The 24464-nt window shown below is 51.8% G+C and carries 22 protein-coding genes; 6 read left to right on the plus strand and 16 right to left on the minus strand.

What is annotated here, in order from left to right:
• The first annotated feature begins 8 nt into the window (after window positions 1–8).
• From EHT87_RS30785 to EHT87_RS30800, 4 genes are all read left to right on the plus strand, one after another.
• Window positions 9–1388, plus strand: coding sequence for a sugar MFS transporter (locus EHT87_RS30785; RefSeq protein ID WP_124910650.1), 1380 nt, complete (start codon window positions 9–11; stop codon window positions 1386–1388).
• Window positions 1354–2574: an N-acetylglucosamine-6-phosphate deacetylase gene (nagA, locus tag EHT87_RS30790; RefSeq protein WP_124910651.1), complete on the plus strand. Its 1221-nt coding sequence runs from the start codon at window positions 1354–1356 to the stop codon at window positions 2572–2574. The genes EHT87_RS30785 and nagA overlap by 35 nt, the downstream gene beginning before the upstream one ends.
• Before the next feature lie 31 nt (window positions 2575–2605).
• Complete coding sequence (locus tag EHT87_RS30795) at window positions 2606–3370, plus strand: glucosamine-6-phosphate deaminase (protein ID WP_124910652.1); 765 nt, start codon at window positions 2606–2608, stop codon at window positions 3368–3370.
• A gap of 327 nt (window positions 3371–3697) precedes the next feature.
• A complete protein-coding gene (locus EHT87_RS30800; protein WP_124910653.1) occupies window positions 3698–4756 on the plus strand; it encodes a LacI family DNA-binding transcriptional regulator in 1059 nt (352 codons plus the stop codon).
• Window positions 4757–4762: 6 nt separating this feature from the next.
• Here EHT87_RS30800 and EHT87_RS30805 read toward each other — a convergent pair whose 3' ends face one another.
• From EHT87_RS30805 to EHT87_RS30825, 5 genes are all read right to left on the minus strand, one after another.
• On the minus strand, window positions 4763–5860 hold the full coding sequence (locus tag EHT87_RS30805; protein ID WP_124910654.1) for a cytochrome-c peroxidase: 1098 nt from the start codon (window positions 5858–5860) through the stop codon (window positions 4763–4765).
• 1 nt (window position 5861) lies between these two features.
• Window positions 5862–6647, minus strand: a complete 786-nt coding sequence (locus tag EHT87_RS30810) for an MbnP family protein (protein WP_229321503.1) — start codon at window positions 6645–6647, stop codon at window positions 5862–5864.
• Between the two features lie 39 nt (window positions 6648–6686).
• Window positions 6687–7883 (minus strand): sialidase family protein, encoded by a 1197-nt coding sequence (locus EHT87_RS30815; protein ID WP_124910656.1) that lies wholly within the window; start codon window positions 7881–7883, stop codon window positions 6687–6689.
• A gap of 21 nt (window positions 7884–7904) precedes the next feature.
• Window positions 7905–10268, minus strand: a complete 2364-nt coding sequence (locus EHT87_RS30820) for a TonB-dependent receptor (RefSeq protein WP_124910657.1) — start codon at window positions 10266–10268, stop codon at window positions 7905–7907.
• 120 nt (window positions 10269–10388) lie between these two features.
• Complete coding sequence (locus tag EHT87_RS30825; protein WP_124910658.1) at window positions 10389–10763, minus strand: hypothetical protein; 375 nt, start codon at window positions 10761–10763, stop codon at window positions 10389–10391.
• Window positions 10764–10895: 132 nt separating this feature from the next.
• Between EHT87_RS30825 and EHT87_RS30830 the strand changes: the two genes are divergently transcribed.
• Window positions 10896–12092 (plus strand): hypothetical protein, encoded by a 1197-nt coding sequence (locus EHT87_RS30830; protein ID WP_124910659.1) that lies wholly within the window; start codon window positions 10896–10898, stop codon window positions 12090–12092.
• Window positions 12093–12098: 6 nt separating this feature from the next.
• Here EHT87_RS30830 and EHT87_RS30835 read toward each other — a convergent pair whose 3' ends face one another.
• The 5 genes from EHT87_RS30835 to EHT87_RS30855 form a co-directional block, all read right to left on the minus strand.
• Window positions 12099–13019, minus strand: coding sequence for a helix-turn-helix domain-containing protein (locus EHT87_RS30835; RefSeq protein ID WP_124910660.1), 921 nt, complete (start codon window positions 13017–13019; stop codon window positions 12099–12101).
• A 29-nt stretch (window positions 13020–13048) separates the two neighbouring features.
• Entirely contained in the window at window positions 13049–13912 is an 864-nt protein-coding gene (locus tag EHT87_RS30840; RefSeq protein WP_124910661.1) for an SDR family oxidoreductase, read from the minus strand.
• A gap of 240 nt (window positions 13913–14152) precedes the next feature.
• Complete coding sequence (locus EHT87_RS30845; RefSeq protein ID WP_124910662.1) at window positions 14153–14575, minus strand: DUF6331 family protein; 423 nt, start codon at window positions 14573–14575, stop codon at window positions 14153–14155.
• Between the two features lie 168 nt (window positions 14576–14743).
• Window positions 14744–16831 (minus strand): M16 family metallopeptidase, encoded by a 2088-nt coding sequence (locus tag EHT87_RS30850; RefSeq protein ID WP_124910663.1) that lies wholly within the window; start codon window positions 16829–16831, stop codon window positions 14744–14746.
• Between the two features lie 48 nt (window positions 16832–16879).
• Complete coding sequence (locus tag EHT87_RS30855) at window positions 16880–18313, minus strand: M16 family metallopeptidase (protein WP_124910664.1); 1434 nt, start codon at window positions 18311–18313, stop codon at window positions 16880–16882.
• A gap of 234 nt (window positions 18314–18547) precedes the next feature.
• Between EHT87_RS30855 and EHT87_RS30860 the strand changes: the two genes are divergently transcribed.
• Window positions 18548–18886, plus strand: coding sequence for a hypothetical protein (locus tag EHT87_RS30860; protein WP_124910665.1), 339 nt, complete (start codon window positions 18548–18550; stop codon window positions 18884–18886).
• A 49-nt stretch (window positions 18887–18935) separates the two neighbouring features.
• Here EHT87_RS30860 and EHT87_RS30865 read toward each other — a convergent pair whose 3' ends face one another.
• The 6 genes from EHT87_RS30865 to EHT87_RS30890 all read right to left on the minus strand — a co-directional run bounded on the left by EHT87_RS30865 (window position 18936) and on the right by EHT87_RS30890 (window position 24443).
• Entirely contained in the window at window positions 18936–20117 is a 1182-nt protein-coding gene (locus EHT87_RS30865) for a cation:proton antiporter (protein ID WP_124910666.1), read from the minus strand.
• Window positions 20118–20195: 78 nt separating this feature from the next.
• Window positions 20196–21665, minus strand: a complete 1470-nt coding sequence (gene crtD, locus EHT87_RS30870; RefSeq protein ID WP_124910667.1) for a 1-hydroxycarotenoid 3,4-desaturase CrtD — start codon at window positions 21663–21665, stop codon at window positions 20196–20198.
• 57 nt (window positions 21666–21722) lie between these two features.
• A complete protein-coding gene (locus EHT87_RS30875; protein ID WP_185716396.1) occupies window positions 21723–22601 on the minus strand; it encodes a PE-PGRS family protein in 879 nt (292 codons plus the stop codon).
• A 169-nt stretch (window positions 22602–22770) separates the two neighbouring features.
• Window positions 22771–23433 carry a hypothetical protein gene (locus EHT87_RS30880; protein ID WP_124910668.1) on the minus strand — a complete coding sequence of 221 codons (663 nt, stop codon included), beginning with the start codon at window positions 23431–23433 and terminating at the stop codon, window positions 22771–22773.
• A gap of 4 nt (window positions 23434–23437) precedes the next feature.
• Window positions 23438–24103: a hypothetical protein gene (locus EHT87_RS30885; RefSeq protein ID WP_124910669.1), complete on the minus strand. Its 666-nt coding sequence runs from the start codon at window positions 24101–24103 to the stop codon at window positions 23438–23440.
• Window position 24104: 1 nt separating this feature from the next.
• A complete protein-coding gene (locus EHT87_RS30890) occupies window positions 24105–24443 on the minus strand; it encodes a PadR family transcriptional regulator (protein WP_124910670.1) in 339 nt (112 codons plus the stop codon).
• Window positions 24444–24464 lie beyond the last annotated feature (21 nt).

A 24464-nucleotide genomic window follows, 5' to 3' on the forward strand; every position in this document is an offset into this window, starting at 1 on the left:
GCACTACGATGAAAAACCAAACCAAGACGGTTGACGTAGGGTCGCTGAGTCAGCGGGATACGCGAATTTCCATTGCCTTAATCGGGTTGCTGTTCTTCGTTTTCGGGTTCGTGACCTGGGTCAACGCTATCCTGATTCCGTATTTCAAGATTGCCTGCGAACTGACCAATTTCCAGTCGTATCTGGTCACGTTTGCGTTTTACATCTCCTATTTCGTCATGTCGGTGCCCTCGTCGTACCTGCTGAAAGCCACCGGTTTCAAGAAAGGAATGATGATCGGTTTCTGGATTATGGCGCTGGGTGCATTCATTTTCGTACCGGCCGCGCTGACCCGAACCTACGAGATTTTTCTGCTGGGCCTGTTCATGATCGGTGTCGGTCTGGCGGTTTTGCAGACGGCGGCCAATCCGTACATCACGGTTTTGGGACCGAAAGAGCGGGCCGCCCAGCGCATCAGCATCATGGGCATCGGCAACAAAGGGGCCGGTATTCTGGCCCCCATTCTGTTTGCTGCGGTTATTTTGCGGGCAACGGATACGGACCTCTTCAGTCAGCTGCCGGGCATGTCGCTCACCGAAAAAGCCCAGGCGCTGGACGAACTGGTTCGGCGGGTGATTGTCCCCTACTCGGTCATGGGTTGCGTACTGATCGGGCTCGGAATTCTGGTTCGTTACTCGCCTTTGCCCGAAATCAATACCGAGCAGGAAACCACCGAAGTGGCGGCTGCCAACGTCGGAAAAACGTCGGTCCTCCAATTTCCGCATCTGGTGCTGGGGGCGCTGGCCATTTTTCTGCACGTCGGAACGCAGGTGATCTCGATCGATACGATCATTGGGTACGCCAGTTCGATGGGCATTTCGCTGCTGGAGGCCAAAACGTTTCCGTCGTACACGCTTTTTGCCGCCATTTGCGGTTATCTGCTGGGCATTATTCTGATTCCCAAACGCATTAGTCAGGTCAACGTGTTCAGAATCTGTACGGTATTGGGGCTGACGTTCACCCTGCTTATTATTTTCGCGAAAAGCAGCGTATTTTTTCTAGGCCATCAGGCCGACGTTTCCATCTGGTTTATCGTGCTGCTGGGACTCGCCAATTCGCTGGTTTGGGCCAGCATCTGGCCGCTGGCCCTCGATGGGCTGGGGCGGTTTACGAAAGTTGGGGCGGCTTTGATGATCATGGGTCTGAGCGGCAATGCCATTCTGCCTTTGGTTTACGGTTATCTCGCTGATCAGTACGGTCTTCGGGAGGCTTACTGGGTTCTGTTTCCCTGCTATTTATATTTAGCGTATTATGCCTTTTACGGGCACCGCATTCGCCGGTGGGGGATTTTCGGGGCGGCTAAAACACCTGTACATGAACAACACTGGCAAGGCACCACAACGGATTAAGATTATCAACGGCCGGATTCTGACACCCTACCGGCTCATTCCCAACGGAACGATCCTGATTACCGGAAACACGATTACGGAAGTCAGCGACCGCGCTATTGACGTGCCTGACGCGTTGGAACTAGATGCGGCCGGAGCCTATGTGTCGCCCGGTTTTATCGATTTGCACGTGCACGGCGGGGGTGGGCATGACTTTATGGACGGCAGCGAAGACGCTTTTTTGCGCATTGCCGAACTCCACGCCCGGTACGGCACCACCGCGATGGTACCGACCACCCTGACCAGCACCCGCCAGGAGTTGTTCAACACGCTGGAGATTTACGAAAAAGCCACCGCCAAAAATACCGCCGGTGCCCGTTTTCTGGGTATGCACCTCGAAGGCCCATACTTTGCCATGAGCCAGCGCGGAGCCCAGGACCCGCGCTACATTCGCGACCCGGACCCGGACGAATACCAGGAAGTGTTGGCGCGTTCATCGTCCGTGGCCCGCTGGAGTGCCGCGCCCGAACTGAAGGGAGCCCTGCAATTTGGACAATACCTCCGCTCGAAGGGCGTGCTGGCCGCCGTTGCGCATACCGATGCGGTTTATGAGGACGTGCTGGCCGCCGTCGAAAACGGCTATTCACTGGCCACGCACCTCTACAGCGGCATGTCGGGCGTTACCCGCCGAAACAGTTTCCGCTATGCCGGTGTGGTCGAAAGTGCTTATCTGCTGGACCAAATGGATGTAGAATTGATTGCCGACGGCGTTCATTTACCGGCTCCACTGCTCAAACTGGCTTACAAAATCAAAGGCCCCGAACGAACGGCTTTGATTACCGACGCCATGCGGGCCGCGGGCCGGCCACCGGGCAACAGCATCCTGGGCAGCCTTCACAACGGCATCGAGGTGATTGTGGAAGATGGCGTTGCCAAAATGCCGGATCGTCAGGCGTTTGCGGGAAGTGTCGCAACTGCCGACCGCCTGGTACGAACCATGATCAACCTGGCCGAAATTCCGCTGCTCGACGCCATCCGCATGATTACCAGCACCCCCGCCCGCATCATGGGCGTTGCGGATCGGAAAGGCGTTCTGGCGCCGGGGAAAGACGCCGATCTGGTGTTTTTTGATGCTGCTATTTCGGTTCAATTGACAATGGTTGAAGGACGGATTGTCTACCAGCGTGAAAGCATCCCCGCCTTTTAAACCTATCCAAAGAAAACTAGAATCCATCCGAATGATTAGTCAATCGAATACCAACCAACTTGATTTTCGCCGGTTTGACAACCGGAATGCATTGGGCGAGAGTGCCGCGCAGGCCGTCGGCAATTGCCTGCGAAGCTTACTAGCCCGACAGGATACGGTTTCCGTGATTTTTGCCGCGGCCCCTTCGCAGGAGGAGTTTCTGGCGGCTCTGTGTCAGGAGGCACACATCGACTGGAGCCGGATTCACGCTTTTCACATGGACGAATACGTCCAGTTGGCGGAAGAGGCCCCGCAGCGGTTCGGCAATTTCCTGAAAGAACGGATTTTTGACCGGCTGCCTTTCCAAACGGTTCACTACCTCAACGGCAATGCCCCGGATCTGGCAACCGAATGCCAGCGATACAGTGATTTATTGCGCCAACATCCCGTCGACGTGGTTTGCATGGGCGTTGGCGAAAATTGTCACATTGCCTTCAACGACCCGCACGTCGCCGATTTTAACGACCCGGTTCTGGTCAAGGTTGTCGATCTGGACCAGGCTTGCCGCCAGCAACAGGTCAATGATCAATGCTTTGATGCGTTTGATGAGGTTCCGACGCACGCGCTGACGCTGACGGTTCCGGCCCTGATGCAGGCACCCCACGTCTTTTGCATGGTTCCGGGTATTAAAAAAGCGCAGGCAATCTACCACACGCTCCAGTCGCCGGTAAGTGAACAGTACCCTTCTACCATCCTGCGGCTGCACGAAGACGCCATTTTATTCGTCGACAACGACAGTGCATCCCGGTTACTTTGATCCAGCCTTTCTACGGCCTTCGTTATTCCTGTTGTCCTGTTGTCGCTCGCGTGTCGCGAGTGATTCCTATCCAAAGGGCCTCCGGCCCGATCCACGGTCACGTAAAGTGGGCACACCTTTCCACTAGCCATCTTCGGGCCGGAGGCCCTTTGGATAGAAAATCACTCGCGACACGCGAGCGACAACAGGAGTAGCCATCCACGGCCTAGTAACGTACCTATTGCGACAAAGAGCAAAAAAAGTATCTTTCGCCGAAAGAGTCGACGTAGGAACCAGGAACCATCCTGGGCGAAGGGCGGGTTATTGCTTCGATTCGGAAACCAGTCTATGAAGAAGAAAGAGCTACAGGGAGTAAAAGAAATTGCCCGCCGGGCTAATGTAACGATTGCCACCGTCGATCGGGTGATCCACAACCGGGCCGGAGTGTCGGTTAAAACGCGGGAAAAGATTACAAAAATTATTGAGGAACTCAATTACCAGCCGAATATGCTGGCCCGCCGTCTGGCTTCCGGCAAAATTATTAAACTGGCCGTTTTAATTCCCTCCGTAACCGAAGAAACCGAGTTCTGGGACGCGCCTTTGCGGGGAATTCAGCGCGCCAAAACGGAAATCAGCCAGTATGGACTACAAGTTGATTCGTTCTTTTTTGATCTGAGCAACAAGCAGTCGTTCATCGATCAGGCCAACGCCATTCTGGAGTCAGCCGTTGACGGTATTGTGCTGGCACCCACGTTTATCCAGGAAGCACGAACCTTTGCCGCAGCCTGCAACACCAAAGGCATCCCTTACGTTTTTATCGACTCGACTCTTCCCGACCAGCAAAATCTGTCCTACATCGGCCCGCCCCTTTTTCAGAGCGGTTATCTGGCCGGGAAATTAAGCACGTATGCGCTCCGCGAAAAAAGCCAGCTGCTGGTAGTCAATATTGCTACAGCGATCGAAAGTTACACCTACAAAGAGACGGAAGAAGGTTTCAGAGCATATTTTACCGATCATCTCAAGCCCTATCCGATTCTGCGGGTCGATATTCACCAGACCGACGAAAAATCCGTTTTTCGGAATCTTCAGCCGCTATTTGAGTCAAATCCGGCCATCGATGCCCTGTTTGTAACCAACTCCCGGTCTTTTCTGGTCGCCCGTTTTCTCGAAAAGATGAATCCGGCCCCAAAACCGCTGCTGATTGGTTACGACTTGGTGAAAGAAAACGCGAAATACCTGGACAACGGCCTGATCGACTTCCTGATCTGCCACCAACCCGAAGATCAGGGCTACCGAAGCATCATGACGCTGTATCAGTTTTTGATTTTCTCAAAGGCTATCGACAAGGAGCAATACATGCCGATTGACATTGTTACCCGCGAAAATCAGGCTTTTTACAGAAACTAACGGCTTTCAGTCCGGCTGAAACCGCCGGTCGGTAATAAAGTCATTATCGGTCAAGGTCCGCAGGAAAGTGATGACATCCGATTTGTCGGCAGCCGTCAGCGCCACTCCGGTTTTGCCGTTTTTCTTCAGCAACGGGTCCAGTTGGGGCGTATCCTGAACATCATTGATGTAGTGATCCAGCACCTGTTCCAGCGTCTGGAAGCGGCCATCGTGCATATACGGCGAGGTCCGCTCCACATTCCGCAGGCTCGGCACCCGGAATTTGTTGTAATCGTTCAAATTCAGCGTAATCTGATACCGCCCCAGATCGAAATCCTTGCTATTGGCGAGTTGCATCCGCAAGCCGTTGTTCCGGTAGCTCTGGTCGGTAAATTGTTCGCCGGTGTGGCAACCCGAACAGTTCTGTTTGAACAACGCCAGACCACGTGCTTCCTGATCCGTTAATGCGGCACCGGTTTCCTTGCGAGAATATTTGTCATACCTGGAATTGGCCGAAACCATCGTCAGCATAAACTGCGACAAGGCTTTCAAAAACCGCTCCGTCGTTACGTCTTCAGTTCCGAAGGCGGCTTTGAACAGGGCCGGATACTGACCACTGGTTCGAATTTTCTTCAGCACATTCGCCAGCGAATCGCCCATTTCAACGGGATTTTGAATGGGCGAAATGGGAAGTAAATCCAGATCGGCAATACCGCCATCCCAGAAAAAAGCGGTTTTCCAGGCTACGTTTTCAATACCGGGCACATTGCGGGTTCCAATTTTATCGCCAATGCCATGGCTCAAAGCATGGTCGTTGTGTGCAAAACCGGAAAACGACTGGTGGCAAAATGCGCAGGTGACGGAGCCGTCGCGCGATAAAATGCCGTCATAAAACAGGGTTTTTCCCAGGGCTACGCCTTCGACCGTCAGCGGATTTTTGGTAAAATCATACTTTGGATCGTCAAAATTGGCCGGTTTTTTCCAGTTGTAAGGCGTCGCCTTGAACTCGACCGGTTTCGGTTCCGGCTCAATAGGCCCATCCTTGCCCGAGTCGTTCTGACAGCCGACCATGACGCCGTAAAAGACGATTGCCGCCAGTATTCCAACATGTTGCCAACGCGTCATATCAATCTACCTGAACGGTGCCCACGCTAAACATTTTTGCATAATTATTAGCGACAATTTCCGATGAGTCCGATACCATAATATCCGGGTGTGCCGCAATGCTGAGCCGCTTGACGCCGTCAAATATTTTCAGCACATTGGCCTTGATTTGAACTCCGGTTGTTCCATTAACGATCACATGAGCAGGGCCAGTTCCAAAGGCTAACTGAATCGTTCTCAAGTTATTAATAGTTTTTGACTCTTTTTTATACCCGCCAAATAAACCGATGTGGTACATAAAATTGTGTTTGCCCGTCGCGTCGGCCGGTGCTTTGGCCGATGTCCCTTCCAATTTTAGAAAAATATAGCCCGAATTCCAATCCCAGTACATTCCCGCTGCTGCACCGCCCGGGTCCAGCGCCCCCGTACGCTTCCCGATTTCCATCGTATTTCGTAAACTATCTACCCCCACGACAAAATCAATGCCGGTATAGTCATCGACCGGAACGTTGCGGAGGGTGATCAACTGCGACGCCGGGTTGCTTTGCGATACCAGAAAATAACTGCTGTCCTGCGGAACAACATACGCCGAACCATCTGCTTTTTTCAGCTTAATATTACTGATAAAGTAGTTCAGTTTCGTAACCGTAAAAGGTTCTCCGCTGCCGTTGGTGTAACTGGTGCTGTCTAATTTCAGATCCTGCGCGCCGACGACGTTGGCAAATTTCAGTTGAACGGTCCCGTATTCCGGTTCCAGAGGATCATTGTGGCAGGCGGCCAGAACCGTTAAGAAAAGGAATAGGCTCATAACTGAAGCGGGAAGGGCGTTTTTCATAAGGAACGTTGCTTAAAAAGATTCAATCCACCTACTAACTATAACGCTGTTTTGCTGGTCTTTCTTCTGTTCATACGCGACTAAAAGACCTTTTTTTGTTGCCAGCACAACCGGAAAAGCGGCATTGACGTCCGTGGGTGTCAGGTAGGTAACCGGTAAAGCCGTGCCGTTGGCAATCTTCCGCATCCCGATTCGCGAAATAAACCGGCTTTCGCCAGCCACATTTTTGACCTCCATCGACTCATCCCACACCCAAACCAGCTGTCCATTCACGGAAGCTACCTGCGGATGTTTGGTCCGTTCAGATACGATTCCGGCCACCAGTTGAGCCGACCCCAGCCGGGCCATTTTGATACCGGGCGTTTTTTCACCGCCCGAAAACCAGGTCACAAACAGTTCGTTGCCCACCTGCGCCACATCGGGGCCGGTGTGCGGGCAGGCGTTAACCTTCCATTGGTCATTATAAACCACTTTCGGACTGGTGAACGTCCGCCCACCGTCGGTCGAAACCGCATGACTGATGTCGCGCGCACCGTCGTCCAGCAAATCGCGGTAGGCAATGTGAATCTGATTCCGGTTGTCAACAAATACGTTGGTCCGGCAACACTGGCAGGCGTTGTCGTCCACCAGCACTTCTTTTCCAAAACCGCCACCGGCCACGGTTTGAGCAAATTTCACCGTTCGGCCTTCTTTATTGGCGGTTTTTTCATCGAGCCAGGCAATCCCGATTTCGCCATTCGGCAGGCGGTTTACGTTGCTGAAGGAGTGGCCTTTTCCCGGGGTGGTGTCGCGGTGAACGGCTTTGGGCTCGGTCCAGCTTTGCCCGCCATCCGTCGAGGTTGCATACAAGACATCACCGGCCCGGGGTGCTTCAGCCGTTGGCCGGGACACCTCGAAGGTGGCCAGCACGGTTCCGTCTTTTTTAAACGCCACTTTGGGCATGCCTTCGGCGTGGGTCGAAAAAACCGTCGGCGACTTAACGCGAATTTTTTCACCGAACGTCCGCCCGCCGTCTTCCGAGATCGAAAAATAAAAATGGACTTTATCGCCTTCTTTTTCCGTCCAGCTTAAAACCGGATTATTCCGGTGGTCGGTGGTCAGCCGGGGAGTTGCCCCCACAAATTGAGGGTTCGAAAGCCGGATTTCTTTGGTGGGCCGCCCGGCAAATCCGAACAAAAGAGCCGCTGTAATCAGAATGCTGTTTTTCATGGTAAAAACGGTTTTCGGATGCTATTTTGAAAAGTTATATTGAATCCCTGCCACCAGCGTCCGCGGAGCCGCCGGCGTGTAGGTGGTGCGGTCGGTGGCATTGTTGCCCCGCGTTGCCGCTGTTGCGTAGAGTTCATTGGTGGCATTCATCAGGTTGGCAAACACCTCGAACCGCCGGAACGAATACCCGGCCCGCAGGTTGATGACGCTGATTCCCCGCCCGCCAAACGCGCCCCGGTCATCGTACGAAACGGTATTGATCTGATTCTGATACCACGAACTGATCCGCTGCCATTCCGCCGACACCCGCAACCGCCTGGCCCAGCGTGGTTTATAAGTCAATTCGGTATTGGCCACCCAGCGCGGGGCCTGCGGCATATCGAAACCGTTCACGTTTTTTACGACATCCGACGCCTTGGTGCTCAACGCAAAATCGACAAACCGGTGGATGGAATTGGTGCCCCCAAACCGGAAAAACCACTCGTTCGAGAGTCGGTATGTCAGGCTGTATTCAATGCCGCGGTGCAGCGTTTTTCCCGCCGACTGGTAGTCTGTGCTGTTGTCGGGTAGACGGATGTTGAGCAGTTCATTACGGCCGTCCATCTGGTAAAGCGCCACGTCGATGTACATCTTCCGGTTGAACAGCGAGGCCCAGCCGCCCACTTCGTAGTTGTTGAAATAAGCCGGTTGCAGGTTGTAATAAAACAAGGGATCGCCCGGTTGCGCGTTGACGCGTTTGGTAAAAATCGACGTCAGGCCCGGTGGCGAAAAGCCTTTGCTGTAGTTGGCATACAAACCCCGATCATGGCCCAAATCATACGTCAATCCCACTTTGGGCGTAAACTGGCTATACGCTTTTCGCCCGGTACTTTTGTCCAGGTAATTGTCGTAATCGAAAGCCATCTGGTCAAACCGCCCGCCCAGCGAAACGCGCATCGCCGGCAACGGATTCAGGTCGAGCTGGGCATAAACCGCCGAGTTATGAATATCGGCGGAGTAGTCAGCCAATTGAAGATCAGGCCGTTCCTTAATTAATTTGTACTGTTCCACCGACTTTTTATCAGGCCGCAACTGCGCTTCGAGTTCAATCTGGTAGGCATTATACGTCGTTGGCGATTCATCAAAAGTCAACCCGGCCATCACCCGGCCGTTCCAGAAAGGCAACCGCTGGCTGTGCTGGGCAATCAGACCGTAACTGCTGAAAGCATTGACGTTGATCTGGCCCGTTGCTTTGGTGGCACCACTGGTCCAGCGAATGCCGTAGCTCGGATTCTGGCCAATCGAATTATCGCGGTAAAAAGCCGTTACGTAGCTATCCGAACCGTTTTTCCAGTGGTGATCGAGCGTCAGCCGCGAGCGGATTGCCTTCACGTTGCGGTATGTAAAATCCGAGGTCGAGGTATAGTGTCGGTTGTAGAAAGCGATGCTATCGACACTCCCGCCCGTTTGTGAGTTATAGTCGTTATAGGAAACCGTACCCGTCAGTTTCGTACGATCGGTAAACGCATATTCGGCCCGACCATTGAACGATACCTTGTCGTAGTCGGAGCGGGTTTGCCAGCTATTGCGCTGCCGGGCAAAAAAACCGCCCGCGTAAATCCCCAGCTTTTTGGTCAACATGCCTCCCCCACCGTATTGCACGCGGCCGTAGCCCCACTGGTCGCCCTGAATACCGACGCGAAAAGTGGGCACGGCGGTGGGTCGCTGCGTAATAAAGTTGATGGCGCCCCCCACCGCTTCCGGCCCGTAGAGCGACGAAGCCGGGCCTTTCACCACCTCCACGGAACTGATGGTGAAGACGTTCATTTCAATCAGGGCATTGTGGTTGAAAACGCCCATCGGCCGGATCGGTACCCCGTCTTCCAGGTACAGAAAGTAGGCATTGGTGCCAAACGGCTGTCGAATGCCCATGCCGTGCTGCTCGTTGTTGTAATTGAGCATCACCACGCCCGGCGTTTTATTAATGAGCTCGGCCAGCAACGTGGGCTTGGTTTCGTCAATCAGTGTGGGCGATAGCCGCGAAATGGCCACCGGCGCTTCCGTCCGTTTCTGCGCTTCACGACTGGCGGTTACAACGATCGTTTGCAGATTTTCTACGGCGGGTTGCAGCGCGACACGCAGCGGTTTTTCGGATAATTTCACTTCCTGTGGTTGAAAACCCACCGCCGAAACCCAGACGTTTCCGGTGGCGGAATGCAATAAAAACTCACCGTTTGAATTGGTAATCGTACCGGTTTTACGGTCTTCTGACGAAACGGAAACCCCCGCCAAAGGTTCTTTGGTTTGGGCATCAAAAACAGTTCCCTGGATGGTGGATTGGGCAAATAGCCGAAATGGAGCCATTATCACGAAAACCGTGACAACCAGCCGGTATAAAAATGGCATGTTTAGCGTAAGTTGGATGGAATTGATCGCCAACCATCGGACTTGGTCCCATGGTCAACCCGAAAAATCAACTGAGTAAGCCAGACCGTCGGAGCGGTCTTCAGGGCTTTACAGAAACCATCAAACCTGCGGAGGCTGAAACCGGGAAGAAGGAGGAGAAAGATATGACTTTAGAAGGTAATCCGGCAAAATTGTTGCGGATGCCGGAACCATTGCCGGGAAGGAAAATGGTAAGCCTGACTGGTAAAATAACTGGAAATCAGGCGTTTTCTGTACCCGCTCGGTGGTCGCCTTGTCCTGCTGTTCCTGTTGGGCATGCAGTTTTTTCGCCAGGTAACATTGGCCGTCGCAATGCAGCTCCGGTTTGGCGCGATTTTCGCACAACACTTTAGCAATATACTCCTTATTGGCATGGTAATACGCAATCGTTCCCCACTGGCTGAAACCAGGCAGTAGGGTGGCAATCAACAGGACGTAAGCCAGAACGGTGCGCATACGATTTGAGAATCGGTGCAATAGTACAAAAAAATGTTGATACGGACGACACCGTATCTATTGACTAAATTGGTAATAATTTGTTAATTCGCATAGCCGACCGTAGATTCTATCGTAACTGCTTTAACCGAAATGAAATTATTGCGTAATGCACTGACTTTTAGTGTATTTTATTTGTTTTCCATCCTTGGTTATTCGCAGTTGGCCCCTGTTGAAACCAACGGGGAGGCATTGGCTCACGTATCTTCTTCGGCAACCGCTGTCCGGGAAAACCGGCAGCGTATATCCGTGGTGGTTGGCATGGAGCAGCAACTTTTCCCTTCCTATTTGCTGGCGCGTGCGGCTTTATCAGGAAAAAATAAAAATTATAAACTGGGGGATGGCGATGGCAATGTGTCGGTTCTGTTCCATAATCCGGGTTTAAATACGTCGGTTCGGGTCGAAGTCGGTGCGACTCCCTTTAGCGATGCGGCTGTCTTTGAAGGCATTTTGCAGGAACCCGATAAAGACTACGAAGTAACCCCCCGAATCCCCTGGAATTTCGAAAAACTACGCGGGCTGTTGCAGCCCACGCCGGTTAATTTTACGGTTACCACTTACATTGACAACGAAAAAATCAGCCATAGTACCGTTGTCGCCACGATGCGTTCCGTCAACGACTGTCCCTATTACTGGGAAGACGACGAAACCGGCACGGGTGACATTGATTTGAATTACATGTATGTGGCCTACATCAACGAAGACGATCCGGTTGTGGATGAGGTGTTGAGCCAGGCCCTGCAAAACGACATTGTGGATGGGTTCGACGGGTATCAGACCGGCGACAAAAAACGGGTCGACGATCAGGTTTTTTCGATCTGGTATGCGCTTCAGAAACGGGGCATCCGCTACAGTTCCATCTCGACCAATTCGAGCACGGGTATCTCGCAAAACCTGTACAGCCAGCGTATCCGGACCATCGATCAGACCTGGAACAACCGGCAGGCCAATTGCGTCGATGGCATGGTGTTGATGGCCTCCGTGCTGCGTTCCATTCACATCGATCCCGTTCTGGTGCTGCTGGCCGACCACTGTGTTCTGGGCTATTACCGGGATGCGGAACACAAAGACCTGGCCTGTCTGGAAACGTCGATGATCGGCGATGTGGATTTGCGGAAAATCATGTCGGTCCGGCGTCGGAAAGCCTCCCGGAAACTGTTTACCGAAGCCCGCCAGCGCGCCCAGCGGCATTACCGCTCCTCAAAAGACTCGTTTGATAAAGACCCCCGCTACCGGTTTATCGTCGTAGCCGACGTTCGCAAGTCGGGAATCCGACCCATTGGGCGGTAATTCCACTCAGTTTTGATGGAACGAATGGCGAAATTCCAGTGGGGAGAAATTCGTCTTGCTTTTGAATAATTTACTGAATGACTGGGGATGCTCAAAACCCAGTCCGTAGGCAATCTCGCTGACGGATAAGGTCGTGGTCGAGAGCCTTTCTTTGGCCTTTTCAATGAGTTTTTCGTGAATCTGCTGCTGAGCATTTTGCCCGGTCAGCGTCTTCAGCAAACTGCTCAGGTATGTGGGCGACAGATGGAGTTGTTCGGCCATATAGCCGACCGTTGGCAACCCGGTTTTCGATAGCTCATCGCTCACGAAATAAGCCTCAAGCGCGGCCTCAAACCGGTCAAGAATCTGGTGGTTGGTAATCTTCCGGGTGATGAACTGCCGTTGATAAAACCGGTCGGCATAATTGAGCAGTACGTCGAGCTGCGCAATGATGATGTTCTGACTGAATTTGTCGATCGGCGCCTGGTATTCCTCCTGAATCTGCCGGATGATGCCAACAATCATAGTTTCTTCCTTTTCAGACAGAAACAGGGCTTCCCGAATCGAATAGTCAAAAAAGTCGTACTGCCGAATCGTTTTGGCCAGGGGTGTATGCCACAGAAAATCAGGGTGAATCATCAATAGCCACCCCGTATGCTCATACACCTCGTCAGCCGCAACCGCCAGTACCTGACCGGGCGCTAAAAAAATCATCACGCCTTCGTCAAAATCGTATTGCTGTTGCCCGTATTTCATCCGGCCGTTGAAATTTCGTTTCAGCGCAATCGAATAAAAGTTGTTCACAAAGCTTTTCGGGTTGTCAACCCGGTGTGGTCTAATTTCGTCAAACCGGACAACACTAATGAGCGGGTGGCCGGGCTTGGGAAGTCCAACAAACTGATGATACGCAGAGATGGTTTCGATTCGGAGAAGCGGCTCGGTTGGCATACTTGAATGGATTTATTGGCTACTCTAGGTTACTGCTTATACATTCTCGCTAATCCTTCCTGGAGTGCTGTCGGTTTTCGGCCCAGCAGTTTTTCCAGGTCAGGGCTTATGATGTCTTCCTGCCCATTGGCGATGTCAGTGATAAACCCGGTGATTCGCCGGGCCACGACCTCAGGTAAACCGCGTCCGATCAGTTGTGTTTCAAAAGTAGCGGGGTCCGCTGGCGTGTAAGCGACGGTTTTGCCGGATAGGCTGGTCAGGGCAGCGGCTATCTCATCAAACGAGTACGACTCACTGCCCGTCAACCGGTACGTTCTGTTGCCTTCATCGTGGCTAACCAACGCATTGGCTATCGCTTCGCCCAGTTCGCTGCGTAAGGCCAGGGCCACCCTACCCTGGCCGGCCGGTACGGAAATCCCGCGCTCGAAAACGGCGTCGCCACCCACAAACTGCGGAATCGCATCCAGGTACAGGATGTTCTGAAACAGCGTGTAGGGCAGCCCGCTGGCTTTGATGTAATCCTCGGTCTGAAAGTGACCAGCCATTAACCGGTTGACCAGCGTTGCCGGGTCTTTCAGCGCCCGACTCGTATAGGCAAACCGCTGAACACCCGCTTTTCGGGCCGCATCGACAACATTCTGGTGTTGACGAACGCGGTTTTCCTCGTCCGTACCCGCAATCAACAAAACCGTCTCAATCCCTTGCAGGGCGCGGCCAAGGGCAGCGGTGTCGTCGTAGGTACCGACGCGGATCGTTACGTTCTGTTTAATCAGGTTGGTGGCTTTTCCTTCGTCTCGCACGAAGGCGGCAATCTGGCTGGCCGGTATTTTTTGCAGTAGTTGGTTGATAACGGCAGTGCCTAGCTGACCTGTGGCTCCGGTTAATAATATCATGGACGTATGCTGTGCTGGTTTGGACAAAGGTCCGCGATTACCAACGGGCAAACGTAGCTAAATTTGGGATTGTTGTAGCCAAATTAATGAATTAGCTACTTACCTGCTTTTCCCGGATGATCCGGCCAGGTCCGATCATCGTTTTTCCGTACGAAATGGAGCGACATTGGGTGATCCAGTCGTAGTTTCACTCCCTATCAATTCTCGACGGCAAGTCAGCGGTTCTTTTGGTATATACTTCTAAATCCACTGTTTAATTTCTGTTAGCAAATAATCCATCAACTCTAAAAAAGAACGTCTGGCAAAATTGTAATTGAGCCGACGATAGGTAATTATTTGGGCATCGCTACCAAGTACCTGCTCTTTTACTCTTTCTAGCTGCCTAACAAGTGTCTCTATATCAATAAATTTGACCACTTCCACAATCTCTTCCGGCCACAGTACAAAAGCACTGATTCCACAGCAGTCAGCCATGCACGCTTTTTCGGTCTTGTTCCAGAATTCACTCAAAGAATCTCTAACATGGCTATATTTAAAAGTAATATCACTAGAGAATGGCCCTAAACGTTCATTTATTTCTAGTATAGAATCAGTGTCATACGAAAATTCAAGCAGGGTTATTCCTTTTTCAGGTCCTATTGAAATCGTATGTAAAGCGGCCATTTATTTATATTCATTAATGCTGCTGTGCCAGCAAAGAGCATGTTCTCTTTAACCGCACATGAATCTGCCTGTCTGCCCAAAAAGCCGGTTTTCTGTGTTGTTTAGTTTATGGTGGCTGACGCACCGAAAGCACGCGTCAGCCACCGAAAACCGTATACCGCAAGCCCGCTACTGTACTGCGAACTCCTTGTCGTCCAGCCCGGTATTGACCACCAGCGACTGGGTTTCCATTTTCATCGTCATTGGCCCGAAGTTCTGGGTCAGCGTATGCGGAAACTTGACCCCGTTTACTTCCTTGTAATTACTCATGCCGGTATTGATGGCCATTTCACCCTGAGGAGTCTGCTCAACGGCCGTTTGCTGCACTTTTAATCCCGTCTCGGTATCATAAAATTCGGATACGGTTTTTTTGCCCAGAGTCACGTCAATTTTAAAGGCGTCTTTGCCATTCACTTTTTCCGTCCCGACCAGCGTCGTTTTTGCGCCCACGGTCGGATACAGAAGTTCAGAGAAAGAAGCACTCTTTAGAATTTCCATTTTGGCTTCATCGGCATCAATATTTTTTGATTGACCGGCCCCTTCCATTTTCACTTTCGTTCCGTCGGAGGTTACTTTCTGCACCGTTTGGCCCTGCGCCGATACGGCCAGCATGAACTTGTTAAGCCCTTTTTGCTTGCTTTCAATGTCCACTTTGGTCCCCTGGATTTCGGTGGTCAGTTTTTGGGTAATATCCGCAATCTTGGCAATAGCCTCCTTGCCCCCAATGGCGGCAATGTATTTGGCAATCACCTGATCGGCCGTCACGCCAACGGGCGTCGTTGTCAGTTTGCCCGGAGCCGGAGCTTCCACTTTGGTGCCGTTGACGTCGTAATAGGTGATGTCGCCAAACCGCTTCAGTTTGTCGGCCACCTCGGCGGCTTTCCCAACCACCACAATATACGCGTGATCCGGATCGATCAGTTTGGCGGCCGAGGATTCAACCTGCTCTTCCGTTACCGCATCGACGCTTTTCAGGTAATTGGTAAAAAAATCTTCCGGCAACTTATACCGGGCGGTATTGATCGCAAAATCAGCAATCGTTTCCGGGTCTTCGAGCGTAAAAATGAAGTTTCCGGCAAAGGTATTTTTCGTACTCTTCAATTCTTCGGGAGTCGGTTTCGAGTTGCGAATGGCCTTCAACTCGGTCATAAACTCGGCCACGGCACTGTCGGTCACCGCATTCCGCACGTTGGCATTGGCCCGGAAACGGCCCACCAGCCGGTCGCTCGTCAACGTCGAATACGCCCCGTAGGTGTATCCGTGTTTTTCACGCAGGTTGTTATACAGACGCGCATTGCCACCGCCACCGCCCAGGATGTCGTTGGTCAGACTGGCCTGAATCGACTCGGTCGTGTACGGTTTCAATACGACGGGATGCGTGATGTACACCACCGACTGCACGGAACTCGGCCGGTCGACGATCGCAATGGTGGTTTTGGCGGGCGGTTTTGGCGTTTCATAGCTCGGCTTCGGCACTTCGCCCGGCTGCCATTTACCAAAGTACTTCTCCACCATCGGACGCGCTTCTTCCGGGGTAATATCGCCTACTACGGCCAGATAACCGATGTTAGGCCGGAAATAGGTTTCGTAAAATTTGCGGCAATCGTCGAGCGTAATGCGGTCAACGGTTTCTTCCGAATCCGGTTCGCCGTAGGGGTGGTCTTTGCCGTACACCAGAATGCTGCTCACGCGCGTGGCAATGGCCGCCGGGCTGTCTTTCTGAGACGCCAGCCCCGATTTCGTCTGCTTTTTCAGCTTGTCCAGTTCTTCCTGCGTAAACTTCGGATTCAGAACCACATCCGACATCACTTCCAGCATTTTGGGCGTGTGTTTTTTCAGCGACATGGCATAAACCCCCGTTGGCGAGGTATTAAGACTCCCCCCGATGAAGTCAACGGCTTCGTCGATCTGGTCTTTCGTCCGGGTTTTGGTCCCCGTTTTGATCAGCTGGCTGGCAATGCTGACGTAACCCGCCTTGTCACCTTCGCGGATGGGCAGGTAGTCGAACAGCAGGCTGAAAGCCACGCGGGGCAGTTTGTTGTTCTGTACCACAAACACTTTCAACCCGTTTGCGAGCGTAAAGGACACCGGTTTTCCAATTTTAATGGTCGGAGCCGGAGCATCGGCGGGCAATTTTGACCGATCCAGCGTTTGCGCCTGGGTCGACAGACTGAGAGCGACCAGGCCCGCAGCCAACATATATTTTGCTTTCATCATTCGATCGTCAGATTTCATTATTCGATATTCGTGAGTCAATATCCCTGATTAATCCCCTTTATTCTCTTTCTTCGGCTCCATCGCCTTCGGCAGGTAATACAATACCACCCGGTTTTCTTTCGTGAGGTATTTGTTGGCCACCCGGCGCAGATCCTCCTTCGTCACCTTGTTGTAACGCTCCAGTTCGGTATTGATCAGGTTGGCATCGCCCAGATACATTTTGTAGTTCGCCAGACTTTCGGCAATACCGGCCACGCCCGCATTCTGGTTCACGAAATTGGTCTCAATCTGGTTTTTCACTTTCTGAAATTCGGCGTCGGTCACCAGCGTTTTCTTCAGTTTTTCGATCTCGGCATTCATCCCCGCTTCAAGATCTTCCGCCTTGACGCCCATGTTGGCAATTCCGATGGAGATAAACAGACCGGGATCTTCGGTGGAAAGGGGAAACACGCCGGTTTGGACCGCTTTCTGCTGTTTATCAACCAGTTCCTTGTTCATCCGGGAGCTTTCGCCCGCAGCCAGCAGGGTTTGCAAAACGTCCAGCGCGTAGTAGTCCGGATCCCCCTGCGCCGGCATGTGGTAGGCCTGGAATACGCCCGGCAACGAGACGTTATCGTATACAATATCCCGCACTTCCGCTTTCTGCACCGGTTCTTTGATGTTCGGGCGGTACGGCGTTTTCGTTCCTTTCGGAATCTCCCCAAAATACTTTTCGATCAGCTTTTTGGTATCATCGGGATTGATGTCGCCGGCAATGGACAGAATCGCATTTCCCGGAATGTAAAACTCCTTGTAGAAATCCCGGAACTCGTCAATTTTGGCGGCATTCAGGTCTTCCATCGAACCGATGGGTGCCCATTTGTACGGGTGCACTTTGAAAGCGTGGCTCAATACCTGCGGAAAAAAGCTGCCATACGGCTGGTTTTCATACCGTTGCCGACGTTCTTCCTTCACCACTTCGCGCTGGGTTTCGACGCCTTTTTCGTCCACCTTAGCGTGCAAAAGCCGCTCCGATTCCATGTACAAACCGAGTTCCAGCTTATTGGAAGGCAGTATTTCGTAATAGAACGTGCGGTCGTTGGACGTGTTGGCGTTCAACTGGCCCCCAGCGCCTTTCACAATCTTCATGTATTCACCCCGTTTGATGTTGTCGGACCCTTCAAACATCAGGTGTTCGAAGAAGTGCGCAAAACCTGACCGGCCGGGTTGTTCGTTTTTCGAGCCCACGTGGTACATCATCGTTACGGCAACCAAAGGGGTGGTATTATCCTGATGCAGAATCACATGCAACCCGTTCGGCAGATCATATTCGGTAAATTTGATGCGCGCTGTCGACTCAGTCGAAGGGCTTTTCTGAGCCGTCGAAACCGTTGCGGCCGGTTTGGGAGCGGGCCGGTTTGGGGTCGATTTCTTAGGCGTTTGCGCCACCGCCGACCAGAGCAGGCACTGGCTTAACGCAACATAAAGCACGGTTCTTTTCATAGAATGTATACTAAAATGTAGAATATGGTACACCGGCAACCCGGTCTTTCTCAAATATACAATGTTTTTTTTTGAGTAAAACTGATCGTAAAGAACCGGCTGTTAAAGTTTGTCAAAAGGCTGAAAATGAATGGTGAGCGGTTTAACTTTGTTACTTTCCCAGTTTAAACAGAAAAAAAACAGGGAGCGAACCGGTAGAGATACCGAAGTTTCCGGTTCCTTTTAAAATAACGCATGATCATCGTACGAATACCGTTTTTATGGGTCAGTGGAATGGCTTTGTTTCCTTTCGTATTGGTACGAACGAAACGACCGGATGCGGTATTGCTTCACCACGAACGCATTCATCTTCGCCAGCAACTTGAGTTGGGAATTCTACCGTTCTATGTCTGGTATTTGCTGGAATACCTCGTCCGGCGCTGGCAATATACCAGTCATTACGAAGCCTACCGGAACATTAGTTTCGAACGCGAAGCCTTTGATAATGAACGCAATCTGACGTATTGGAAAACACGGAAGTGGTACGGTTTTCTGGCGTATCGGAGCAACGTACCCACGGACTTTAGTCCGTGAGATTTTTACTATTTCCAGACTTTAGCTTGTGCCTCGAATCTCACGGACTTTAGTCCGTGGGTACGTCTTCCCGGTAGCTGACTACGCCTGCCATCATCACCAGCGCGGTCAGCAACACCACCGCCATCAGAATACCGTCGCGGAAACCGACCAGTTTGAGGTTGTCCGGAATACTGAGGTATAACAAAACCGTAATCAACCCGCGGGGAGCAATAAAAACCACCGGGTTGATGCTTCCCGGCAACGACAGACGCAAGACGCCCGTACGTACGGCATACAAAATCAAGAGCAATAAGAAACTGACAATCAGCGCATCAGGCTCGATGAGCGTGTATACATCGGAAGCATATCCGAAGAGCAGGAAGAAAAACGTCCGGACAATAAAGGCCCCTTCGGCCGTCAGGTTTTTGAACTGATCCAATTCTTTTTCAAACAACTCATTTTTGAAGATCCGGTCGAGACGCCCCCGGATGAAGAGTTCGGTATTGTTCAGGAATAACCCAAACACCAGAATGAGCAAAAGCGGGGAAAGCTGGTAAATCCGGCTGACGGCGTAGACCAGAAACAGGACGGAAATAATGGGCAGAAATTTGATTCGATGGCTGATTTTACTGATCAGATACAGCAGAAAAAAGCAACAGATCAGGGAGATAATCACCATGATGATGGTGTCTTTGGCAAACGACACAATCGACAGGATACCACCCGAAGCATTGTAAACCAGAAAGTTAAAAATCATAACCCCCAGAATATCGGACAGCGATGATTCGTAGACGACAAACTCCCGACTCGTTTGGTTCAGGTTGTTACTCCCCGGAACGGCCACCGCACTGCTGATGATGGCGAAGGGCATGGCGGCTACCAGGCACTTGAAAAAAGACGCTTCCATCAGCACGTAAAACAGGGCGGCCATGAGCAGCGAGGTTAGCAAAATGGACGAAAGCGACGCCCAGAACGCCCGGCGGATCATGCCCAGTTTGTCGCCCGTCAGTTCCAGTTCCAGCGCACCTTCCAGAACGATCAGAATCAGCCCCAGGGTGCCGAGCGTCGGCAGAATGGTATCGACATACGGCAGCTGGAACGCGAAATAATTCGTTACCTGCCGCATGAGCATGCCCGACGCCAGCAGCAGAATCACCGACGGCGTTTTATACCGACTGCTAAGCAAGTCGAAAACGTACGAAATGAGAACCGATAAACTGAAAATGATAATCAGGTACGAGGTATCCATGCCATCGGGTTTCGCTGCAAAAACGCAATATACGGTTTTCAGCCTTTCGGTCGGCAAGCCGCCCGTTTACCCGACGGTTTAAATCAACTCCGTCGCAATCTTCGCCGACAACAGACAGAGCGGAATACCGCCCCCCGGATGCACACTGCCGCCGACAAAGTACAGATTCTGAAACTGGTGCGAGAAATTGGCGTGGCGCAAAAAAGCCGCAAACCGGTTGTTGGAGCTGTTACCGTACAACGCGCCCTGCGAACTCGACGTACGGGCTTCGATGGCGATGGGGTCCAGAATTGCTTCACAGGCAATCAGCGGAGCAACATCCACGCCCAGGTTGCGGCTTAGTTTCCGAATGACGTTATGCCGGGTTTTAGCGATCAGCTCCTCCCAATCCTGGCCGGAATTGTTCGGCGCATTGATCAGAATAAACCAGTTTTCGCAGCCCGGTGGCGCATCGTCCGGCTTGTGTTTGGAGGTAATATTGAGGTAAACCGTCGGGTCATCCGACAGCGTTTTCTGCTTGAAAATATGGTCGAATTCGGCGCGGTAATCGGAACTGAAAAAGATGTTGTGCAAGCCCAGTTCCGGAAATTCCCGTTGGATTCCCCAGTAAAAAATCAGCCCGGAGCTGGATTTGGGCTGGCGTAAAATCCGCTCCGGCTGCCGGGCGGTGGGCAACAACCGGCGAAACGTACTGACAACGTCCATATTTGAAATAACGAGATCGAAGCGTTCCGTTTTTCCGTTCGGATTTTCGTTCCTGACACCCGTTACCCGTGCGCCTTCCGTCACCAGCTCCACCACTCGCGTGTTGAAGTGAAACCGCACGCCCAGATCTTCCGCCAGCCGAACCAGGCTGTTGGTGATGCCGATCATGCCGTCTTTCGGAAAAAAAGCACCGATGTTATATTCCAGATGCGGAATGATGTTCATCGTGGCGGGCGTCTGATACGGATCGGAGCCGTTGTAAGTCGCGTAGCGATTGAAAAGCTGTACCAGTTTGGGGTTTTGAAACCGCTCCTCATTGGCCCGGTTCATGGTTTTGAAAATCTCCAGTTTTGGCAAATTCAGATACCCATGGAGCGCATCGCGGTTGAACCAGGTCGATAGTTTATGCAGCGACCGGTGCAGAAAAAGCTTTTCGGTGATGCGGTATTTGGCCGCGCTGTCGTCCAGATGAGCCAGCAGGTGACTGGCGGGTTCGCCTAGTTGGGTTTCCACTTCGCGGGCAAACGAATCGCGATCGGCCCAGGCAGTCAGGTGAGTGCCGTCGTCCCAGAAATACCGGCAGGTTTCATCCAGACGGCTATACCTGAAATAATCGTTGGGGTTACGACCCGCCAGTTGAAAAAGTTCTTCCACCAATTGCGGCATGGTGAACAGCGACGGCCCGGCATCGAACCGAAACCCGTTCAGCGTAAACCCCGACAGCTTACCGCCCGGATACGCATTGGCTTCGAACACATCGACCTGGTAGCCTTTGACCGCCAGCCGAATAGCGGCTGCAATACCGGCAATACCGGCTCCAACGATAGCAGCAGTTCTGGACAAAACGATAGGGTGTTTACGTGTTTAGAACCGGCGGATTATTGCCCGTTCTTCAACGCCTTATAACCGTTTGTAGTAGTTCAAAGTTACGGACGCCTGATTTCCTTTTTCGGGCAGCGTATAATAGCCGTTGCTGTTTTTATCAAAGCAAATCGCTTCGCTTTGTATGCCCAGCGGATCGGTTGCCAGCGATTTGTAGGTGTTTTTCTGCAAAGCATCCGCAACAGACTGGCCGCTTTTCCGACGCCAATGGTAGGCACCCAGATACGATATCAACACGATTTCGTTGCCATCCGACGAGACGCTTCCGCCCGTAATCAGGCTCAGCGGGATTTCGCCGTAATAGTCGGCTTTGATAACATCCGAAGTGCTTTGCGGATACGGCAATCGGTACAGATGCACTTTTTCTTCCGCTTTGCTGACAATCCACAAGTCGCGGGTTTGCGGGTCGAGCAGGATCGCTTCGGCGTCGCGGGCACCATCGGAATACCGGAAACTGATCCGTTCGACACCGCCGACCGATTCGTTGGTGTTTTTAGGTTCGGCAAACCGGTAAATGTAATTGACGTCGTTCTGCTTCAGATTGTCGCCGATGTCGGCCAGATACAGGTACGAAACGCCGTCCTGCGGCCCCGGCCCGATGGCCAGATCTTCCCAGTCGCGGTTCGAGGCTCCCGGGACCGGAAACCGTTTTTCCAGCTTTCCATTGGTGGTTAACAGATTGATTTCGGCCGGATTGCCACTGTCTTCCTGTACCCACAACCGACCATCCATGGTGCGGCTGGCGACCATTCCGGATGCTTCGTCGACCTGTCCTGCCTGAATGGGAAACTTCTCCGGACTGGTCGAAAACCGGTCGGAAGAAGAAGAATTGGGCGAAATGATCCCGCAGGAAGAAAGCGTTAAAAGCAGGCCGGCGGCCAGAAAGCGATGGTACATGCGTTTGGTTACAAGATTGTATGCTACAAATAACGTGAAATCGGCCGCATAAAGGTGTAGAACCGTGAGAATTTTGAGTAAGCGTACCACCGGACTTGAGTCCGGAAGCGCCGGCATACTCAATTTGTCTCCTCAATCCGATGCTTCCGGACTCAAGTCCGGTGGTACGTTAGCGGGCGGTTTTGTAGCTGAAATTTTCGCGGTAGAGTTGGAGGAAACTGAGCAGATAAATAATCACAATACTTTCCACTATACTTAAAATAGCAGCATGGTTCTGAAAAAAGAGCACCTTAGCTGAACCATCACCTTGAAATTGCAAGCTAAGTGAAGCTTGAAAAATATTCACAAAAAAAGCCGCCCGTGCGTTCAAATGCGTCCAGGTAATCTTTCGGCTATCGTTACCTAAATCTTGGCTTTTCAGATAGGAAATTCCCATAATAACAAATGGAATCAAAATTGTAATATGCATACCTGCTAAAATAAATCGAACTGGTATGCTGGGAGTCATTTTATGAACTAAACCTCCAATCAACAACGTCATCACCACCGTCGGCCAGCGGAAATAACTCTTCAGAATTTCCAGATGCCGACTTGAAACCTGTTTTCGGATATTCTTTTCATAATCCCGCTGAATGGTATTCAAACCGGGTCCGGCTCCCAGCTCTGCCCAGGCATAGGCACTGGCGTGTTCGAAGTCCTGCCCGGCTTCCATTTTCTGCTCCGTCAGCGTCGCATAGTGGTCCAGAAGCTCGTTTTCAACTTCTTCGTACTCGATATGGGCCAGCGTACGGAGGTCGTGGCGGAGGATGGTGAGGTGGTGTGGAGTGAGCATGGAACTAAGATTTTACACGTTTCAGTCGGTTGGATTTGTGTTGCATCAGGAGTTCGAGGGTACTTGCTTCGTATAAGAAGAACACGATACCGAGTAACGTAGTCAAAGCCGGGTGCAGGTTCAACAAGATTTTATCCGGCAGAAATAACCGCAGATAAAAGAAGCTTAAAAACAAAGCATTAAATCCCTGTAAGACTAGATTAGCCAGATCATTTCGGCCAAATCCGGTTTTATTCCAGTACAGTAATCGTCTGAAAGCAAAGCAATACGAAATGAATGCGATCGTGGCGAGAGCAAATCCGGTATAATCCGATTTCAACAAAAGCGGGAACATTACGTTCAAGCCATAAATAACCAGGCTAAAAAGAATGGTAATTCCCAGGCGTGGCATGCTGAAATAGCTGACCAGGATAGTCCGAAGCAACCGCATGTTTCCTTTGGCCTGAGTAGCCTGATAGTCTTCCTCCATTTTCAACAAGCCCTTCCGGCCGCCAAATCCTTTGTGTATGTCACTCATCGCCAGCTCGAACGGAACGCCGGTTGCCAGTTGGTCAGCAATGCCGTTGGCGTAATGATCGGTTAGCTCGGCAATCAGGTCTTCGTTGAGGAGCCAGTTTTCTTTGCGCAAATGGCGATCGATCGCGGTGAGTTGATCGGGTGTCAGTGCCATATCAAATTGCCGGTTTTAAGGTCAAAAGCCGTTGCAGGTTTTCCAGCATGATGCCCAGTTCCGAAATCCGGCTGACGGCTTCGCTGTGGCCGTCTTTCGTCAGCGAATAGTATTTCCGCGCGCGCCCTTCCACCACCTGCGTTTCGGTCGTCAACAGACCCTCGGCCTCAAGTTTGTGCAAGGCCGGGTAAAGAGCGCCCTCGGTAATAGCCATCTGGCCCGCCGTCAACGCCTTCACTTTCTGCGTAATTTCGTAGCCGTACATGCGCTCCTGTTCTTCCAGTAGTTTCAGGATTATGACGGACAAACTGCCTTTAAGTAACTGCTGGTTGCTGTTCATGAAAGCAAGTATACAAAAATT

This window comes from Larkinella knui, from assembly GCF_003858645.1.
GTDB classification, from domain to species: domain Bacteria; phylum Bacteroidota; class Bacteroidia; order Cytophagales; family Spirosomataceae; genus Larkinella; species Larkinella knui.

Coding starts and splice junctions, on each gene's coding strand:
- EHT87_RS30795 (WP_124910652.1), top strand. CDS start 2,606: ATGATTAGTCAATCGAATACCAACCAACTTGATTTTCGCCGGTTTGAC.
- EHT87_RS30885 (WP_124910669.1), bottom strand. CDS start 24,103: ATGGCACTGACACCCGATCAACTCACCGCGATCGATCGCCATTTGCGC.
- EHT87_RS30865 (WP_124910666.1), bottom strand. CDS start 20,117: ATGGATACCTCGTACCTGATTATCATTTTCAGTTTATCGGTTCTCATT.
- EHT87_RS30825 (WP_124910658.1), bottom strand. CDS start 10,763: ATGCGCACCGTTCTGGCTTACGTCCTGTTGATTGCCACCCTACTGCCT.
- EHT87_RS30875 (WP_185716396.1), bottom strand. CDS start 22,601: ATGTACCATCGCTTTCTGGCCGCCGGCCTGCTTTTAACGCTTTCTTCC.
- EHT87_RS30860 (WP_124910665.1), top strand. CDS start 18,548: ATGATCATCGTACGAATACCGTTTTTATGGGTCAGTGGAATGGCTTTG.
- EHT87_RS30855 (WP_124910664.1), bottom strand. CDS start 18,313: ATGAAAAGAACCGTGCTTTATGTTGCGTTAAGCCAGTGCCTGCTCTGG.
- EHT87_RS30890 (WP_124910670.1), bottom strand. CDS start 24,443: ATGAACAGCAACCAGCAGTTACTTAAAGGCAGTTTGTCCGTCATAATC.
- EHT87_RS30800 (WP_124910653.1), top strand. CDS start 3,698: ATGAAGAAGAAAGAGCTACAGGGAGTAAAAGAAATTGCCCGCCGGGCT.
- EHT87_RS30830 (WP_124910659.1), top strand. CDS start 10,896: ATGAAATTATTGCGTAATGCACTGACTTTTAGTGTATTTTATTTGTTT.
- EHT87_RS30845 (WP_124910662.1), bottom strand. CDS start 14,575: ATGGCCGCTTTACATACGATTTCAATAGGACCTGAAAAAGGAATAACC.
- EHT87_RS30810 (WP_229321503.1), bottom strand. CDS start 6,647: ATGAGCCTATTCCTTTTCTTAACGGTTCTGGCCGCCTGCCACAATGAT.
- EHT87_RS30835 (WP_124910660.1), bottom strand. CDS start 13,019: ATGCCAACCGAGCCGCTTCTCCGAATCGAAACCATCTCTGCGTATCAT.
- EHT87_RS30815 (WP_124910656.1), bottom strand. CDS start 7,883: ATGAAAAACAGCATTCTGATTACAGCGGCTCTTTTGTTCGGATTTGCC.
- EHT87_RS30820 (WP_124910657.1), bottom strand. CDS start 10,268: ATGCCATTTTTATACCGGCTGGTTGTCACGGTTTTCGTGATAATGGCT.
- EHT87_RS30805 (WP_124910654.1), bottom strand. CDS start 5,860: ATGACGCGTTGGCAACATGTTGGAATACTGGCGGCAATCGTCTTTTAC.
- EHT87_RS30840 (WP_124910661.1), bottom strand. CDS start 13,912: ATGATATTATTAACCGGAGCCACAGGTCAGCTAGGCACTGCCGTTATC.
- EHT87_RS30880 (WP_124910668.1), bottom strand. CDS start 23,433: ATGCTCACTCCACACCACCTCACCATCCTCCGCCACGACCTCCGTACG.
- EHT87_RS30850 (WP_124910663.1), bottom strand. CDS start 16,831: ATGATGAAAGCAAAATATATGTTGGCTGCGGGCCTGGTCGCTCTCAGT.
- EHT87_RS30785 (WP_124910650.1), top strand. CDS start 9: ATGAAAAACCAAACCAAGACGGTTGACGTAGGGTCGCTGAGTCAGCGG.
- nagA (WP_124910651.1), top strand. CDS start 1,354: ATGAACAACACTGGCAAGGCACCACAACGGATTAAGATTATCAACGGC.